At 60.1% G+C, this 16,030-nt stretch carries 12 protein-coding genes; 8 read left to right on the top strand and 4 right to left on the bottom strand.

Annotation, left to right across the window (positions count from 1 at the left end):
* Positions 1-12 precede the first annotated feature (12 nt).
* The 5 genes from X760_RS66170 to X760_RS66190 all read left to right on the top strand — a co-directional run bounded on the left by X760_RS66170 (position 13) and on the right by X760_RS66190 (position 6,430).
* Complete coding sequence (locus X760_RS66170) at positions 13-1,293, top strand: aspartate aminotransferase family protein (RefSeq protein WP_245278692.1); 1,281 nt, start codon at positions 13-15, stop codon at positions 1,291-1,293.
* 134 nt (positions 1,294-1,427) lie between these two features.
* The gene (locus X760_RS66175) at positions 1,428-2,102 is read left to right on the top strand and encodes a GntR family transcriptional regulator (RefSeq protein WP_023721513.1); all 675 of its coding nucleotides are present in this window, start codon (positions 1,428-1,430) and stop codon (positions 2,100-2,102) included.
* A gap of 113 nt (positions 2,103-2,215) precedes the next feature.
* Complete coding sequence (locus tag X760_RS66180; RefSeq protein ID WP_023721514.1) at positions 2,216-3,412, top strand: M20/M25/M40 family metallo-hydrolase; 1,197 nt, start codon at positions 2,216-2,218, stop codon at positions 3,410-3,412.
* Between the two features lies 1 nt (position 3,413).
* A complete protein-coding gene (locus X760_RS66185) occupies positions 3,414-5,060 on the top strand; it encodes a 5-guanidino-2-oxopentanoate decarboxylase (protein WP_023721515.1) in 1,647 nt (548 codons plus the stop codon).
* A complete protein-coding gene (locus X760_RS66190) occupies positions 5,057-6,430 on the top strand; it encodes an FAD-binding oxidoreductase (protein ID WP_023721516.1) in 1,374 nt (457 codons plus the stop codon). Before X760_RS66185 ends, X760_RS66190 begins: the two co-directional genes overlap by 4 nt.
* Before the next feature lie 135 nt (positions 6,431-6,565).
* Here the strand turns inward: X760_RS66190 and X760_RS66195 are convergent, their stop codons facing one another.
* Positions 6,566-7,723: an alpha-hydroxy acid oxidase gene (locus X760_RS66195; RefSeq protein ID WP_023721517.1), complete on the bottom strand. Its 1,158-nt coding sequence runs from the start codon at positions 7,721-7,723 to the stop codon at positions 6,566-6,568.
* 990 nt (positions 7,724-8,713) lie between these two features.
* Positions 8,714-9,607: an AraC family transcriptional regulator gene (locus X760_RS66200; protein WP_023721520.1), complete on the bottom strand. Its 894-nt coding sequence runs from the start codon at positions 9,605-9,607 to the stop codon at positions 8,714-8,716.
* Positions 9,608-9,770: 163 nt separating this feature from the next.
* On the opposite strand from X760_RS66200, the gene X760_RS66205 reads away from it, so the two are divergent.
* From X760_RS66205 to X760_RS66215, 3 genes are all read left to right on the top strand, one after another.
* The gene (locus tag X760_RS66205; protein ID WP_023721521.1) at positions 9,771-10,328 is read left to right on the top strand and encodes a type 1 glutamine amidotransferase domain-containing protein; all 558 of its coding nucleotides are present in this window, start codon (positions 9,771-9,773) and stop codon (positions 10,326-10,328) included.
* Positions 10,329-10,372: 44 nt separating this feature from the next.
* Positions 10,373-11,800 carry an NAD-dependent succinate-semialdehyde dehydrogenase gene (locus X760_RS66210; protein ID WP_023721522.1) on the top strand — a complete coding sequence of 476 codons (1,428 nt, stop codon included), beginning with the start codon at positions 10,373-10,375 and terminating at the stop codon, positions 11,798-11,800.
* Positions 11,801-12,165: 365 nt separating this feature from the next.
* Positions 12,166-13,536 carry an adenylosuccinate lyase family protein gene (locus X760_RS66215; protein WP_023721523.1) on the top strand — a complete coding sequence of 457 codons (1,371 nt, stop codon included), beginning with the start codon at positions 12,166-12,168 and terminating at the stop codon, positions 13,534-13,536.
* Positions 13,537-13,726: 190 nt separating this feature from the next.
* Here the strand turns inward: X760_RS66215 and X760_RS66220 are convergent, their stop codons facing one another.
* Both X760_RS66220 and X760_RS66225 read right to left on the bottom strand, forming a co-directional pair.
* Complete coding sequence (locus X760_RS66220) at positions 13,727-14,482, bottom strand: SDR family oxidoreductase (protein ID WP_023721524.1); 756 nt, start codon at positions 14,480-14,482, stop codon at positions 13,727-13,729.
* Between the two features lie 543 nt (positions 14,483-15,025).
* Positions 15,026-15,922: a DMT family transporter gene (locus X760_RS66225; RefSeq protein WP_051409734.1), complete on the bottom strand. Its 897-nt coding sequence runs from the start codon at positions 15,920-15,922 to the stop codon at positions 15,026-15,028.
* Between the last annotated feature and the right edge of the window lie 108 nt (positions 15,923-16,030).

The following is a 16,030-nucleotide window of genomic DNA, read 5'->3' on the forward strand; positions in this document are numbered from 1 at the left end:
AAAATGATATCCGTGGACGACAAGGAACTTCATACAAGTGCCGAAATTTTCGACGCCTTCATCGAGCGATCCTGGCGGTCAAATGCTGAGCGGCAGAAGGCGAAGGGCGCCGAGTTCGTCATCGGCAAACGCGAAGGCGTTTACATGTGGGACATCGAGGGCAAGCGGCGTCTGATCGACTGCGGCACCGGCGGCGGCGTGCACGCGTTGGGGCATCGCCATCCGGAGATCCTGGCCGCGCTGCGGCAGGCACTCGACGACGGCCGGGACACCGGGCTTTGGTCTGTACCCAATGCCAAATATCTGGAACTCCAGGACAAGCTTGCAGCGCTCGCGCCCAAGGCCCATCTGAATCGGAGCGTGATTACTCTTTGCTCCACTCTTTCGGTCGATCTGGCCACAATGTTCGCGTTCCGCGTGACCAAGCGCCAGAAGATGCTTGCCTACAGACATGGATATCACGGCCATACAGGATTCGCGGCTATCGTCACCGGCTCGCCCGAAGAAGGGATCATTGACCACTATAATCTTCCCTCGCACTCGAACTTCCTCGAGCGGTTCGGCGATATCGAGGAACTCGACCGGCTTCTTACCTCCGAGATCGCGGCCTTCATCATCGAGCCGATGGACTACGAGACCTTCGAGGCGGCTTCCAACGACTTCTTCACCCAGGCGTCCCGCCTTTGTAAAGAGCGCGGAGTGTTGTTCATCGTGGACGAAACACGCGCAGGTTTGGGTCGATCGGGGACACTGTGGGCTTCGGAGCAGTATGACATCGATCCGGACATGATGATCACCGGGAAGGGCTTGTCGGGCGGCCTGTACCCAGCGAGTGCCGTATTGATGCGGGCGGAGATCTACGAGCAGTGCATGAATCAGCATCGGTTCGCCTATATCTCCAGCCTCGGCGGCAACGAGATCAGCTGTGTTGTCGCGGCGAAGGTGCTTGACGTCGCCTCAAGTCCAGCTTTGTTGGAGAACGTCCGCAAAGTTGGAGCGTACCTCCACAACGCCTTCCAAGCGCTCTGCTCGAAACATTCTGATGTCCTCAGGAGCGTTACATCCTTCGGGCTCGCCGTCTCGGTTCAAGTTGCCAACCGGGATGTGGGGCGTGAACTCTACAGGGAGATTCTCGCCGATGGCGTTTTATGCCACAGCGTCGCGGAAATCGACCCACCCGGTCTGAAGTTCTTTCCGCCGCTGGTGCTTACCGAACTCGAGGCCGATAACATCGTTAATGCTCTCGACCGCGCTGCCTCGTTGCTGCGCAAATCTATGAAACCTGCCGCGTAATCCGCCGGGCTCCCCGGCCAAAAGCCGGTACCGTTGCTCGGTTTCGTATTCTTTTTTCGCAAGTTCCGCTAAGTTGCCTGTGCTGATGCTGGACCGAATTCGGTAGGCTGCACCAACATGAAGAAAGGCCCGCCATGGGTGTCGTGAAACAAGATGAAACCAACGGCTCGGTGATCCAGCGTAATTCGGTTGCTGATCAGGTGTACTTCGACCTCCGCGCCAAACTTCTTTCAGGACAGATCGCCCAGGGGGAGCGCATTGTCGAAGCGAGCATCGCCAAATCTCTCGGCATCAGCCGCGCGCCAATCCGCGAAGCCGTCAACCGCTTGACCGAAGCCGGGCTTCTTGAGAGCCGCACCCATTACGGGACCTCGGTTATCCAGATGAGTGCAGAGAAAATTCGCGAATTGTATGTCGTGAGGAATGCCATCGAGGCGTTAGCGATCAGGGCGGTGGCCGAGCGCCATACTTCCGAAGACGTCAAGAAGCTGCGCAAGCTCATCAAAACGATGTCGAGTTTTGCGAAGAATGGCGATTTGCCTGGCTTAGTCGACGCAGAACTCGAATTCCACGAAGCTCTCTGGCGGATGGCCAAGAACCCGTACATCGAAAAGGTCGCCGGACTTCTGTTCGACCATCTTCGCCTCGCGCTTACGATCGACAATGCCGGTTACAAGAACCTCATGGACGTGGCACAGGAGCATGAGCCTCTCGTGCAGGCGATAGAAAGCGGCGATCCAGACAAGGCGGCCGCGGCGCTCGCTGAGCACATAATGACTTCACTGGACGCCTTTGCTTCCACGAAATAGTCCACGCGGCCGGACGGCAGCATCACGAGCTCAGCACGAATTTTCTCCTTAATCCGACATGAGGCCGTTCCTAAGGTCGATAATGTCGACAGTAGACAGAAGAGTACTTCATCATGCTCAGAAATTCACTTGGTGCGGCCATTGACGAAGCGATCGACGCTGCTGCGCTTATCGCGGCTTGCCAAGGGGTGGTACGGATCGAGAGCCTCACCGGCCAGGAGGCGAATGTCGCGAAGTTCGTCGCCGAAAAGATGATCGAGCTTTCCTTTGACGACGTGAAAATCGATGCGAACGGAAATGTTATCGGGACGGTTTTCGGTGACGGGACCGGGCCATCCGTGATGATCAACGGCCACATCGATCACGTCCCCATTGGCGCTATGCAGAATCCGTTCTCCGGCGAACTCGTGGAAGCCTCTCGCTGGGGTGAAAGCGGTCAGGCCATTTTCGGCCGTGGATCGTGTGACATGAAGTGCAACGTCATCTCGGCGGTCTATGCGGTCGGTGCCCTGAAGCGCAGCGGCTTGAAGCCGGGCGGCGATGTGATCGTAGTCGCCGACGTTGAGGAAGAGACCGACTCTCCCAAGGGCGTGAAGTCGGTTATCGAAGGAGGAATTCGCGCAGACTATGGAATCTCCGTGGAATCGACGAGAGGGCAAGTCTATCTCGGTCACCGCGGCAAGCTGGAGTTCGAGGTCTGCTTCCATGGGCGAACCTCCCATGCGTCGGAGCCGTCGAACGGCGTCAACGCGATCTATCTTTCAACTGCGTTCATCGGTGCGTTGGAGCAATACGCGTCTACGCTGCCCGAAGACGACCTTCTTGGCCCTGCCACGATCGTCGTGACCGGCATGCACTCCTTCCCGGACAATGGAACCGCTGTCGTACCGGACCTCGTGAAGATGAGGGTCGACCGTCGCTATATTCGCGGCGAGGATGAAGAGAGCTGCCTGTCGCAAATGCGTCAAATCCTGAAGTCTGCATACGGAGAAACCGAGGGGGTCCAGTGGAGCGCGGAAGTCATCAACCATTACCCGTTGATGTTCACCCCACAAACCAGCCTGGTGGCGAAGGCAGCCATAGTTGCGGCGCTCGACGTCGACGACAGCGCTCCGGCCGTCTCCGCCTGGCGCTTCGGGGTGAACGGCACGTTCATGAACGCGGCCGGCATCCCCACGATCGGCCTTGGCCCGGGTGACGAGAAATGGGCGCACACACCCGAGGAACACATCGGCACGGCAGACCTGATTAATTCCACGCGCAAGATTGCCAGGGCCGTGATGGCTCTGACCAAAGGCTGGGAGGCCTGAAATGGGTGCCGAAAAGCAAATCATCGAGACCACAGTGGCCGATGCCATCCTTCGTCTCATGGAATCCTATGGGATCGACACGATTTTCTCCATTCCCGGGGTTCACACCGTCGACTTCTATAAGTCTCTTCCCGAACGGCGGATCAGGCACGTCACGCCTCGGCATGAGCAGGGTGGCGCGTTCATGGCGTACGGCTACGCCTTCGCGACCGGCCGGCCGGCAGCATGCATGCTCATAACCGGTCCCGGTGTGCTCAATGCTGCCACAGGTATTGCCGAAGCGTATTCGGACTCAATTCCGGTGTTCGTGATCGCCGCGAACAACTTGCGCGGAGAGATCGGTGTGGGCCGCGGCGCCCTACACGAGACCAAGTCGCAGTCCGCTGTCCAGGACCAGATTGCTGCTTTCACTCATAGCTTGCTTGAGCCTTCAAACATTGAGGAGGTATTCCACCGGGCCATGTCGTCAATGGAGGTGTCGCGTCCGCGGCCGGCCTTGATCGAAGTTCCACGAGACCTTCTCAGTTCGAAGGTCTCGGTGCCGGGCGAGGAAGCACTGCAACTATATAGGCCCGGGCCTCACCCGGATGTGGTCAGCAGAGTCTCGTCGATGCTGGTGGGCGCCAAGCGCCCCATCATGATCGTCGGCGGAGGAGCTCGTAGCGCAAGCCGAGAAGCTCAGGCGCTGGCGGAGCAACTCGGCATTCCCGTGGTGACTACGAATACCGGCAAGGGAATCCTGCCGGAGACGCATCCCCTGTCCCTCGGCTCAAGCCTTCCTTTCCCACCAATGCATCACGCGATCGAGGATGCCGACGTGGTGCTGGCAGTTGGAACGGAACTCAGTGAGACGGATCTGCTCTACACCTGCAAGAGCTATCGGATAAATGGCGCGTTAATCAGGATCGACATCGATCCACGGCAGTTGACCATGAACTATCTCCCACGCGTCGCTATGCTCTCCGACGCCAAGGTTGCGCTCCAGGCGATAATCGAAGAATGCGGCAACGGCGGCGCGGATCAAAGAGAAATCGCTCAGCGACGGGTCGCAGACATTAGGGCAGCAGTGGAGAGAGACGCCGGCTGGTCCGCGGAGTCCCACAAGCACAAGCGGATTCTCTGTGCCATGGCGGCGGCGCTTGATCCAAGTGCTGTTATCTGCGCCGACTCTACCCAACTTGCATACACGGGGAATCATTTCTTCCCCTCGAAAGAGCCTGGCACATGGCTGTTCCCGAATGGGTACGGCACGCTCGGAAGCGCCCTCCCCGCCGCCATTGGAGCAAAGATTGGCTGCCCGGATCGTCAGGTGGTCGCGATCGTCGGCGACGGCAGCTTCCTCTACACTATCGAGGAACTCGCCTCGGCTGTTGAAAATGACATCAGCCTTCCGATCGTTCTCTGGAACAACCGGGCATATGGCGAAATACGAGATGCCATGATCGGGGCGGACATTCCTACGGTGGGCGTGGACCTCTACACGCCCGACTTCAAGATGATTGCGATGGGATTCGGCTGCAAAGCCATTGAGATTGAGTCGCCCGAACAACTCACTCGTGAGCTCAAGGAAGCTTTCAAACGAAACAGGCCGACTCTGCTCCAGATAGACAGCGACGCTGCAATGTTTTCAGGCGCGGGCGACTTATGAACACCGAGATTCTTTTGGCTAGCCTGCGGCAGGTCGTGGGCGGGTCGAATGTCATTGCCGGGCCTCCAGATGGCCCGGCGCTCGTCGTCAGACCCGGGACCACCGAGGCAGTGGCTGAGTGCCTGAAGCTCTTTCATGCGCAACACGCTCCCGTGGTTACGCTTGGGGGGCTCACCGGGCTCGTGCATGGTACCCACACCCCATCGCACTACTTTGGAATTTCCACCGAGAGGCTAAATAAGATCGAGAGCTTCGACCCGAGCTCGCGCCTTCTTGTGGTAGGGGCGGGAACGAAGTTGGAGGCGGTTCATAGTTTCGCCGCGGACCACGATCTACGGTATGGTGTCGATCTCGGCGCTCGGGGTAGTTGCACGATCGGTGGAAACATCGCCACGAACGCGGGCGGGAATTCCGTCATCCGCTTCGGTATGACACGATCCAACGTTGTCGGGCTTGAGGTGGTCCTTTCCGATGGGTCAATCCTTACCGATCTGAGGGGTTTACCTAAGAACAACGCGGGTTACGACCTGAACCAGATATTCATCGGCTCCGAGGGAACGCTGGGTATTGTGACCAAAGCGTTGCTGAAGCTCAGCCGACGCCCGGCCGGCACGGCCAGTGTTCTGGTGGCACTCAACCACCTGAACAGCGCCCTCGTGGTGATGGAGGCAATGGAGCGTGCCTGCGGCAATTCCCTGTTGGCCTTGGAAATCATGTGGAGTCGCTATTTCGAGAAAGTGAGCACCGCACTGTCGGCAGAAACGCCCCCACTTCCACGGGGCCATCCCATCTATTTGCTCGCGCAGGTCGAAGGCGTGGATAATGGCGAACAGGCAGTCGACAGTTTGATCGGCGCCTTGGAGAGCATCGACGACATTGTCGATACCGCACTGGCAACGACACCCGTCCAGGAGAGCCGTCTCTGGTCCATTCGTGATGGGTCCGATGTCATCGAGCGAGCCCATAAACATGTGCTTTCCTTTGACGTCAGCATGCGACCACATGACTATGCAGCTTACATCGCAGACGTAGAAGCGCGCCTCAAAGCCCGGGTATCAAACGCCATTGCCTACTATTTCGGGCATCTCGCTGACGGCAATATTCATTTCATGATCGGACACGACGGGCATTCGTCCGACGCGAGACGCGTTATCGAGGAATGCGTCTATGACCCCTTGGCGTCCTACGAACCGTCCTCGATTTCTGCCGAACATGGGATCGGCCGAGAGAAGGCCGCGCATCTTTGGCGGTCCCGGTCAACCGCTGAAATCGCTGCGATGAACCGCATCCGCGCTGCTCTCGATCCTGCAGGAATTCTAAATCAGCATATATCGTACGAACCCAAATCTCTTGGTGCGCGGGCATCCTGAATCCCACAGCGAATCGTGACGAAGCGGTTGATCGTGAATTCACCGCCCAATCTAGCCGAGAGCGCTGCATTCCTTGGTCAGACGTAGGCAGGAAGAGTAAATGCAAATATTTCTGGTTCTGCGTCTACCTCATGTTCAGCTCACCGCGATCAAATCCTGATTGACGTCGGCGATCGTTTGGCAGCCGCTCATGTCCATGGTCCGTGCGAGTTCTTCCCTAAGAATGCTCATCATTGAAATAGCTCCTGCCTTTCCACCAGCCGCAGTGCCGTACAGCATGCTACGTCCCAGCAGGACCGCCTTCGCGCCACTAGCCAGCAGCTTGAAGACATCGCTGCCGCGCTGAACCGAGCTGTCGGCCAGCACTGTCATTCCGGGGCCAACGCAGTCGACTATTCCGCGGAGTACATCGATTGGCGCAATCGCGCTGTCTAGATTACGTCCGCCATGGTTCGATACAACGATGCCCTCGGCGCCGAAGCGTTTGGCCTCCAGCGCGTCCTCTTGCCGAAGGAGGCCTTTGATCACCATGGTCCCTTTCCAACGGTCGCGAATTCTGGCCATGTGGTCCCAACTTAGGTTTGGCATAAAGTCCAGGGAGACTCCCCGGCCTCTCCTGAGTAGATTCTTTCGGTATTGGTCCGGATAGTTCGCGAAAGTGGGCATCCCTTCCGTAATGACATAGCGCCCCAAAACGCCAAGAGCCCAGCGCGGATGCATGGCCACATCAAAAACATTGCGAGACGAAAATCGCAGCGGAACATCGAAACCGTTTCTAACATTGAACTCTCGATTAGGCAGAACGGGAGTATCTACGGTGACGACAATCGTTCGGACGCCTGAACTCCAAGCCTTGTCGATCAGGTTGAACGAGATTTCCTCTTTGTCCCACAAATAGAGTTGAAACCATATCGGTTCTGGGCTCACTCGCGCGACGACCCCTATTGAAGTTATCGCCTCTGTCGCAGCCGTGAACGGAATGCCGAACTCCGCCGCAGCCTTGGCGAGTTCCATCTCGCCATTGTAGTAGACCAATCCTGCGAAGGCCGTCGGCGTGACCACCAGAGGCGCGCTGTATTCGTGACCGAAGAGCGAAACCGTGGTCGATCTGTTTGAGTTGCTTCGCAACGCATACGGTGTAATCTTGATCCGATCGAAGGCAGCTCTGTTCCCAATAAGCGCCCGCTCGTCTTCGGTTCCCCGGTCGATGTATTCGAAGATCCCTCGCGGCAGGCGACGTTTTGCGATTTTTCGTGCCTCGGCAAAATTAAGGAAACCTGCTGGATCTGCCACGCTTCACTCTCAATTGCCGTATCAGGTTCCACGGGAGCTGGCCAAGTCAGTCGCTGCTGCCTTCGACACCACCGTTGCCAGGCGACGGGTTAATCAACAGACAGATCCGGCGCCCGGCGACGTCTTTCAGGGCAAGGCTGATTTATCGAGCCTGGGCAGAGAGAACTGAAAGCCTGGTCTGAGCTAGCATCGGCACGCTGCTCATTTGCAGGTCGACAGACCGAGATATTGATCCCATTCGCGCTTCGAAGGATCGTCGGGAATGCATCCATATTTCACATAGGTCGCGTGCAGAGGCACGGATTCCGTTAATGAAACGAGGACCAACACCCATGCAAACGCCGCACAAACAGACCCCGCTAGGACCGCATACCAAAGCCTGCCCGGAAACCTCTGAGAACTAGCCGGGCTCATATTTCCTACTGATACCCTGGTTGTGGAAGCCTGGCTGCGGTTGAGTTGACCATCATCGGATCGGTCTCGTTGAAACGCTTCAGAATTGTGGAACTCATGCCAATGATGTCGACCGCAAAGAAAAGCTTCCACATCGAACCTAACCGGGGCAGCCCGAAGAAAATGCCTGGATCGTCCGTTCAAAACGCGCTTCTCAAGTCGTCCAGCAATGAATAATTCGGCGGTAGCCCAGGCGCCACCTTGTCTACGCTCGCCCTAAATTTCCTAAAGTGATTTGAGTAGAACCATGGTTTGACAGCATCAAACTTGGGTACGCTTGCCGAATGGGAGCTCAACCGCTCTCGCCTGACCGGACCCAGCTTCTCTTGACGAGCATGGCTTTTAAACACCGCACGAGATCAGAATAACTGATGATCGGCCATTGCGCCGCGACATTCCATGGCTTGCTCGGCATGATGGTGGTGCTGCCGCCGTCCACCACCAGTGCCTGCACGGTGAACCACGGTCAGGCCCTGACCGAAAACTCGGTGACTGCGTGGTTGGGAAGCTTTGTCAGACCACGGCGCCCATCGCTAGCTATGCGGCAACGTTCATCTGCTCCCTGGCCTGCTTGATGTCACGGACAGGCGGTACGCCAAACATTCGGCCGTATTCGCGCGTGAACTGCGGCACGCTTTCGTAGCCGACCGCATAGGCGGCGCTGCTCGCGGGCATGCCGTCTGACAGCATGATGCGCCGCGCCTCAATCAGGCGCAACTGCTTCTGGAACTGCAGCGGCGAGAGCGAGGTGATCGCTCTGAAATGCTGGTGGAAAGAGGAGACACTCATGCCGGCCTTCTCCGCTAGCTGCTCGACGCGAAGCGGTTGCGCAAATCCTTCACGGATGAGAGCTACTGCTTTGCCGATGCGCTGTGCATGGCTATCGGTAACGCCCAGCGAGCGGATGGTCGAGCCATGCCTGCCCGCGAGAAGCCAGAAATGCAGCTCGCGCACGAGCTGATCCCCAAGCACGGGCAAGGCCGCCGGCCGATCGAGCACGCGCATCAGCCTCAAAGCGGCCTCGGCGACTTCTGCCTCGGTCGTGTCGACGCGGACGGGTCCGCCGACACCTGCCTGCACGACGCGCATCTCCACGGCCAGCCGCTCGATCACCGCGGCGTCGAGCTCGAGGACCAGCGAATAATAAGGCACGCCGGCGTTCGCGCGGGTGATCTGGCTCACAGTCGGCACGTCCGCGGCGATCAATAGCGAGTCGCCGGCGCCGAACTCGAAGGTCTGGCTGCCCATGGTCACGCGCTTGCCACCTTGGACGACCAGAGCCACCAGCGGGCAGTTGATCGCATATTGCAACTCGCTGGGACGAGTGGCCCGGATCGTACTCAACCCCGGCACATCGGTTCTGGCAATGCCGTAACTGTCGGCATTGGCGTCGGCATGGCGGCGAACGGCTTCAAGCAGCGTGTGAGTCATTGCAGCGAGTATATTCCCGAGCGCGCGACGCACAATCCACCTCGGAGTAATAGGCAAGGAAGCCGAAGCTTTGGGCAACCGCGATGTCCGGGCCGGGGCGATTGTGCCGGTCAACGGGAGCGGGATCCTAGATGGCTCCCCCCCGCAGTCGAGGAGAGTTCAGATGACCGACCTTTCGAACCGCCATGTCCTGATCCTGTCTGCTGACGGGTTTGAGGATGACGAACTGTACCTCCCCCGTCAGTCGCTGCTCGACGCCGGCGCGAACGTGACTCTGGCCTCGCCCGCTACGGGATCGATAAGCGGCGTCGTCTACGATATGGCGACGGGCCGCTCGAACCCCTCCGAGCGGGAGATTGCGCCCGACGTGCAATTGTCCGACGTCGATGTCGCCGCCTACGACGCGCTGATCGTGCCTGGCGGCGTGGTGAACCCGGACAGGCTGCGGATGACCGAGGAAGCAGTTCAGATCGTCCGGCAATTCGACGCGGCCGGCAAGCCGGTGGCCTCCATCTGTCATGGCCCCTGGGTGCTAATTGAGGCCGATATCGTGCGGGGCCGACGCACCACCGGCTGGTACTCCGTCCGCACTGACCTGAGGAACGCGGGATCGCAGGTCCTGGACGCCAAAGTCGTCATCGATGGCAACCTCATTACCAGCCGCATGCCGTCCGACATCCCGGCCTTCACCAACGCCATTGTCAAAGCGCTCTCGGGCTGAACCGCCCCACCCGATCAGCGTGCCCGCAAGCCAGGAGACTTTCCATGACCAGCATGTTCCAGCTTCTGATCGACGGCGAGAGCCGCGAAGGCTCCGACCGTATCGCAGTCGATGTCGTCAACCCCGCTACCGGCGAGGCTTTTGGCAGTGTGGCCTTTGCCTCCAAGTCCGATATCGACGAGACGATAAAGGTCGCCTTGGGCGGGCTCCGATCCTGGCAGGCCGTGCCGCCTTGGGAGCGCGGCCGCATCCTCAAGGACGCGGCCCAGCGCCTGCGCGCAGACATCGTCCGCATCGCCAATGTCATCACCCGCGAGCAGGGCAAGCCGCTTCGCGAGGCTTGCATCGAGATCGAGCGCTCCGCCGATTTCCTCGAATGGGGGGCCGAACAGGCGCGGCGGATTTCCGGCCGCATCGTCCCGGGCCGCGCGCCCGGTCAACGCATTGAGGTGCAACCGCATCCGATCGGCGTGGTGGCCGCCTTCACGCCCTGGAACTTCTCGATGGCGCTTGCTGCGAAGAAATTCGCAGGCGCGCTTGGCGCCGGTTGCGCGATCATCTGCAAGCCCTCGCAGGAAACGCCCGGTTCGGTGATCGAGATGGCCAAGGCACTGCTCGAGGCGGGCGTCCATCCGGCCGCGATCGCAGTCGTGTTCGGTGACGCCAACGATGTCTCGACCCAGCTCATCAATGCGCCGCAAGTGGCCAAAATCACCTTCACCGGCTCGATCCCGATCGGCAAGCGCCTTGCCGCGGCCGCCGGGGCAGCGATGAAGCCGGTGACCATGGAACTCGGCGGCCATGCACCGGTGATCGTATGCGGTGACGTCGACCCCGAAGCGACGGCCGAACTGCTGGTGCATGCCAAGTTCATGAATGCCGGCCAGATCTGCCTATGTCCTTCACGTTTCTTTGTCGAGGCGAGCATTGCGCAGCGCTTCACGGCGCGCTTCGTCGAACTGGCCAATGCGTTGCGCGTGGGCGACGGCACCGATCAGCAGACGCAGATGGGGCCGCTCGCCAACGAGCGCCGGGTCGACGCCATCGCAAGGCTTGTCGACGACGCACGCGCACGCGGCGCGACCATTCTTGCCGGCGGTAAGCGGCTGGACCGACGCGGCAACTTCTACTCGCCGACCGTGCTGACCGATGTGCCCGACGAGGCGGCCATTCTGCGCGAGGAACCTTTCGGTCCCGTGGCGCCAATCCTGCCGTTCAACGACGAGAAGTCGATGCTGGAAAGGGCGAACGGGCTCGAATTCGGCCTCTCTTCCTATGTCTTCACCCATGACGGTGCGCGGCAGCGCCGGCTGGTCGACGCCCTGCAATATGGCGTTGTCGGCGTGAACGGGGGCCTGACGCACCAACCCGAAGCACCGCTCGGCGGCTGGAAGGAAAGCGGCATCGACACCGAAGGCGGCATTGAGATCCTCGACCCGTACCAGATTACCAAGCATGTGAACCTGCAGTGAGACAGCCCGGCGGGAGCGATTCCGATCCACCGTGTCACCGCGATGGAGGGCGTCGTGACCCTGATCGACGCAGGGCCTACGCTGCTTGCCAATGTGTTGACGCTGTTCTCCAGAACGGCGTGAACATCTTGCACAGCCAATCTGTCGAGCAATGGCGGGCGCTGCAGGCGCCCATCCCCGGGCCGGCCAGCGCCCATATGCCGATCGCCGCGTCCGTGTCGATCACAATGGTCGCCTGCGGCAACCATTTGGCTCGCCCTGCTCGCCACCGTCGTCCTCACCATCGAGAGGGAAAGCGACTGTGCTCGCCGCTTGATGCCCCTGCATGATCAAATCGAACTCAAGCAGCGTACCGGAGACCTGTGATGAACACCCTTTCCCTGATCGATTCTCCCTTTTTCGGCGCGAGCTTCACAGACCCCGAAATGCGCTCGATTTTCGACAGCGGCGCATTCATACGCCGTTGCGTCGAGACCGAAGTCGCACTCGCGAGGGCACAAGCGCGCCTGGGGATGATTCCTGCCGAAGCTGGGCTCGGCATCGCAAACGCCGCCAATCACCACCAGTTCGATCTCGAGCGCCTGCGGCGCGAAACCGAGATCGTCGGCTATCCGATCCTCCCGATCGTCGAACAACTCGCAGATGCGGCAGGGCAGGCCGGGCGCTATTTGCATTGGGGAGCAACCACGCAGGACATCATGGATACCGCAACGGTCCTGCAGGTCCGCGCCGCGCTGGACCGGATTGACCGCCAACTTACCGAAACGATGGGCGCATTGCGAGAGTTGGCGAAGGCGCACCGCGCGACTCCTATGGCTGGACGCACGCATCTGCAGCACGCGCTGCCGATCACCTTCGGCTACAAGGCGGCCGTTTGGCTGAGCGCGCTCGAACGGCACCGCGAGCGCTTGGCGCAAATGCGCCCGCGCGTACTTGTCGTACAATTTTCCGGCGCCTCGGGCACACTGGCATCCCTTGGCGACAGAGGACTGGCGGTGCAGGAGGAACTTGCGCGGATCTTGGAGCTGGCCACGCCGGCGATCACCTGGCATTCGTCGCGCGACGGCATGGCCGAAGCGGTGCAACTGCTCGCCCTGATCTGCGGCAGCCTCGCCAAGCTCGCCTTCGATACGTCCATCATGATGGCGACCGAACTCGGCGAAGTTTCGGAACCCTATGTGCGCCATCGCGGCGCATCGAGCACCATGCCGCAGAAGCGCAATCCGATCTCGTGCGAGCTCATCATCGCCGCCGCAAAGCTGGTGCGCCAGCATGCCGGATTGATGCTCGACGCAATGGTGCACGATTTCGAGCGCGCGACTGGCCCGTGGCATCTCGAATGGGCGGCGGTCCCCGAAGCATTCGCGCTGACGGCAGGCGCACTTAGCCAAGCCCACTTCCTGCTCTCCGGGCTAGAAGTGCATCAGGAACGCATGCGCGCCAATCTGGACGTGTCGCGCGGCCTGATCGTCGCCGAGGCGGTGATGATGGCGCTCGCGCCGATTACCGGAAGGCAAACGGCGCACGACCTCGTCTATGCCGGGTGCTGCCGCGCGCTGGAAACCGAACAGTCGCTCTTTGAGGTTCTCGCGGGCACGCCCGAGGTTGCCGCCCATCTTGGGCTGAAACGTCTGCACGAGCTCACAGAGCCGACCAACTATCTTGGGTCCGCCCAGGAGATGATCGACCGCGTCCTCGGCGGCGCCAAGGCTGGCCAGCCAGCCGATCGGGCGTAGTCGTGCGGCCTTGCGGCTCGGCCTGAGTTGCCCGCATAAGCGGGCGCTTGGCGTCACAGAACCTTTCCAGCAACCGCCGTTCGATCCAAAGAGAGTCTCCAAAGAAAGCACCGCATGAGTGCCGAAAGGCCGCTGCCGCGAGACCGCGGCGGCGCCCTTGTTGATCTTTACCTTGACCGGGCCGGTTGCCTTAAATCACCTGCCCGCCAGAAACCTCGATCCGCTGCGCGGTAATCCAGCGATTGTCGGGGCCGAGCAGATTGGCGACCATCGGGCCGATGTCGTCGGGCAAGCCGACGCGGCCCAGCGCGATCATGTTGGCAAACTGCTTGTTGAGATCAGGCATGTCACGCACCGCGCCGCCCAGGAAATCAGTCTCGATCGCGCCAGGCGCCACCGTGTTAACGGCGATGCCCCGGCTTCCCAGTTCCTTGGCCATATAGACCGTGAGGATTTCCACCGCGCCCTTTGCGGCGGAGTAGGCCGAAAAACCGGGGTACGAGACGCGCGTCAATCCCGTAGAGAAGTTCACGATGCGGCCTCCGTCGGCAATGAGCGGCAGCAGAGCCTGCGTCAGGAAGAAGACGCCTTTAACATGGGTGTCGAAAAGTGCGTCGAATTGAGCTTCGGTGGTTTCGGCGAAACTTGCCATTTCACCCTGGCCGGCATTGTTGACGAGGTGGTCGAACCTATCCCGTCCCCACGTGGTCGACAGTTGGGACTTGACTGTATCAGCGAAGCGCCCGAACGAGCCGATGTCGGTCACGTCGAGACGCAGCGCCACGACCTTACGACCCATTGCCTGAATCGCGGCGACGACGGCCTTCGCCTGCTCGTCGCCCCTGCGGTAAGTGAAGATCACGTCGCCGCCACGGCGCGCGATGCTCATAGCGGTGTTGCGGCCAAGGCCGCGGCTTGCACCAGTAACGAGCGACACAGTCGTCATTGAAATTCTCCTTCGGATCGATTGTTGCGACGCAACTGTTATGGGCGTGGGCGGCCCCCACCGGTTGCCCGTTCGTCGGGTAAACTTGCCTAATCCTACGACGACGTTGTTATATCCCTCCTATCCATCAGTGGTGGGTTCGCCGCTTGCCATCAGCGTGATTCCGCTTCGGGATGAGCCAATACGCGCCAGTCGTCGCGCACTCGCCGGCGACGCTGCTCCCGCGCGATAGCTGGACAGCAGGTTCGCAAATGCGGAACTCGCGGGCTTCGGCGGCAATCACCGGGGCGCGCCGACGGGAACGAGGAAGCGGTCACCGCAATGGCCAGAGATGTCGCTGCCTGTATGAACAGCAGATCCAGTGGGAGGGGCGCAGGCCACGGCCAAAGGCGCCGTCGAGGGCAAAGCGGCCAAGAGCGCTATAACCGGAACGGGCCGTAAGCGGGCATTCAGCTTTTTGCTAAGGGCAAGCTAAAGCAGACTTGGATTCAGCGTGTGGACCGTGCGTAATATTGTTCCGGGTTGCTTGAAGTCCAACTGGGACTATCCGCGCGCCGTCAGCCAGACTCCTACGAGCGTCACAGCCAAGCCGAAAAACATCGCCGGCGTGAGAGGCTCCGAGAACAGCACCCAAGCCCACAGCATAGTTACGGGGGGACTCAGATAGATGGCGGCGCTGACCTTCGCCACGGGGTACATGCTCAGCATCGTGTAATAGACCGAATAGGCGGCGAAGGTGGCAATAAACACGAGCCAAACCATTCCGATGGCGAACTCAGCCGTCATCGGCGGCTCAACCCCTCCCTGAGCGATGGCGCAGATGCCGAACAGGACCGCGCCAGTCAGCGTGTGAACGCAGAGGCTCTGGTGGACGGGCATGTTCAGCGACTCCCGGCCCCTGCGGAGGACCGACGCGAAGGAGAAGACCATCATCGAGCCAAGGGTTAACTCGTAGGCCCACAAGGGCGCAGTTCCGAAGCTCAAGCTGTCGAAAGATACAATCAGTACGCCCGTCACCGCGACGGCAGTGCCAAGCCACTGCCGCAGGTTTAGCCGTTCCCCCAGAACAGGCTGCGACATGGCCGCGACTGCCAGCGGCACAAGATCAGAGATCAGCGCGACCAACCCGGTCGGCACGCGTTGCTCGATCGCGAGCGCGAAGCCGCCGAGATAAATGAAGACGGCCATCACGCCGAACCCGACTTGGGATATGACCGCGCGCAGGCGCATCCTCGGCCCGAACGCAAGTGCGAACGGAAGGAGGATGACTCCTGACAACAGTGTGCGCCAAAACAGCAGGACGGCTACGCTGGCTTCTTCGCTTGCGTAACGGATGCCAACGAAACCGGAACTCCAGGCGATGATCAGCAATCCCGCCAACAGAGGATAGAGAATACGGCGCCGGGTCACAATTTCTGAAAACGAAGGAAGGGCTGTCACTTGCGTGCCCAGGTTGCATGTCGCTACCGAGTAGCCGATCTGCAGGCATCGGGCACATGACAAATATCGATTGGGTGATGACAAACATGCCATCGAGTTCATAGGGTG

The sequence above is a fragment of the Mesorhizobium sp. LSHC420B00 genome (assembly GCF_000503055.1).
Taxonomy (GTDB): domain Bacteria; phylum Pseudomonadota; class Alphaproteobacteria; order Rhizobiales; family Rhizobiaceae; genus Mesorhizobium.

Coding starts and splice junctions, on each gene's coding strand:
- X760_RS66210 (WP_023721522.1), top strand. CDS start 10,373: ATGACCAGCATGTTCCAGCTTCTGATCGACGGCGAGAGCCGCGAAGGC.
- X760_RS66205 (WP_023721521.1), top strand. CDS start 9,771: ATGACCGACCTTTCGAACCGCCATGTCCTGATCCTGTCTGCTGACGGG.
- X760_RS66215 (WP_023721523.1), top strand. CDS start 12,166: ATGAACACCCTTTCCCTGATCGATTCTCCCTTTTTCGGCGCGAGCTTC.
- X760_RS66220 (WP_023721524.1), bottom strand. CDS start 14,482: ATGACGACTGTGTCGCTCGTTACTGGTGCAAGCCGCGGCCTTGGCCGC.
- X760_RS66185 (WP_023721515.1), top strand. CDS start 3,414: ATGGGTGCCGAAAAGCAAATCATCGAGACCACAGTGGCCGATGCCATC.
- X760_RS66180 (WP_023721514.1), top strand. CDS start 2,216: ATGCTCAGAAATTCACTTGGTGCGGCCATTGACGAAGCGATCGACGCT.
- X760_RS66200 (WP_023721520.1), bottom strand. CDS start 9,607: ATGACTCACACGCTGCTTGAAGCCGTTCGCCGCCATGCCGACGCCAAT.
- X760_RS66175 (WP_023721513.1), top strand. CDS start 1,428: ATGGGTGTCGTGAAACAAGATGAAACCAACGGCTCGGTGATCCAGCGT.
- X760_RS66190 (WP_023721516.1), top strand. CDS start 5,057: ATGAACACCGAGATTCTTTTGGCTAGCCTGCGGCAGGTCGTGGGCGGG.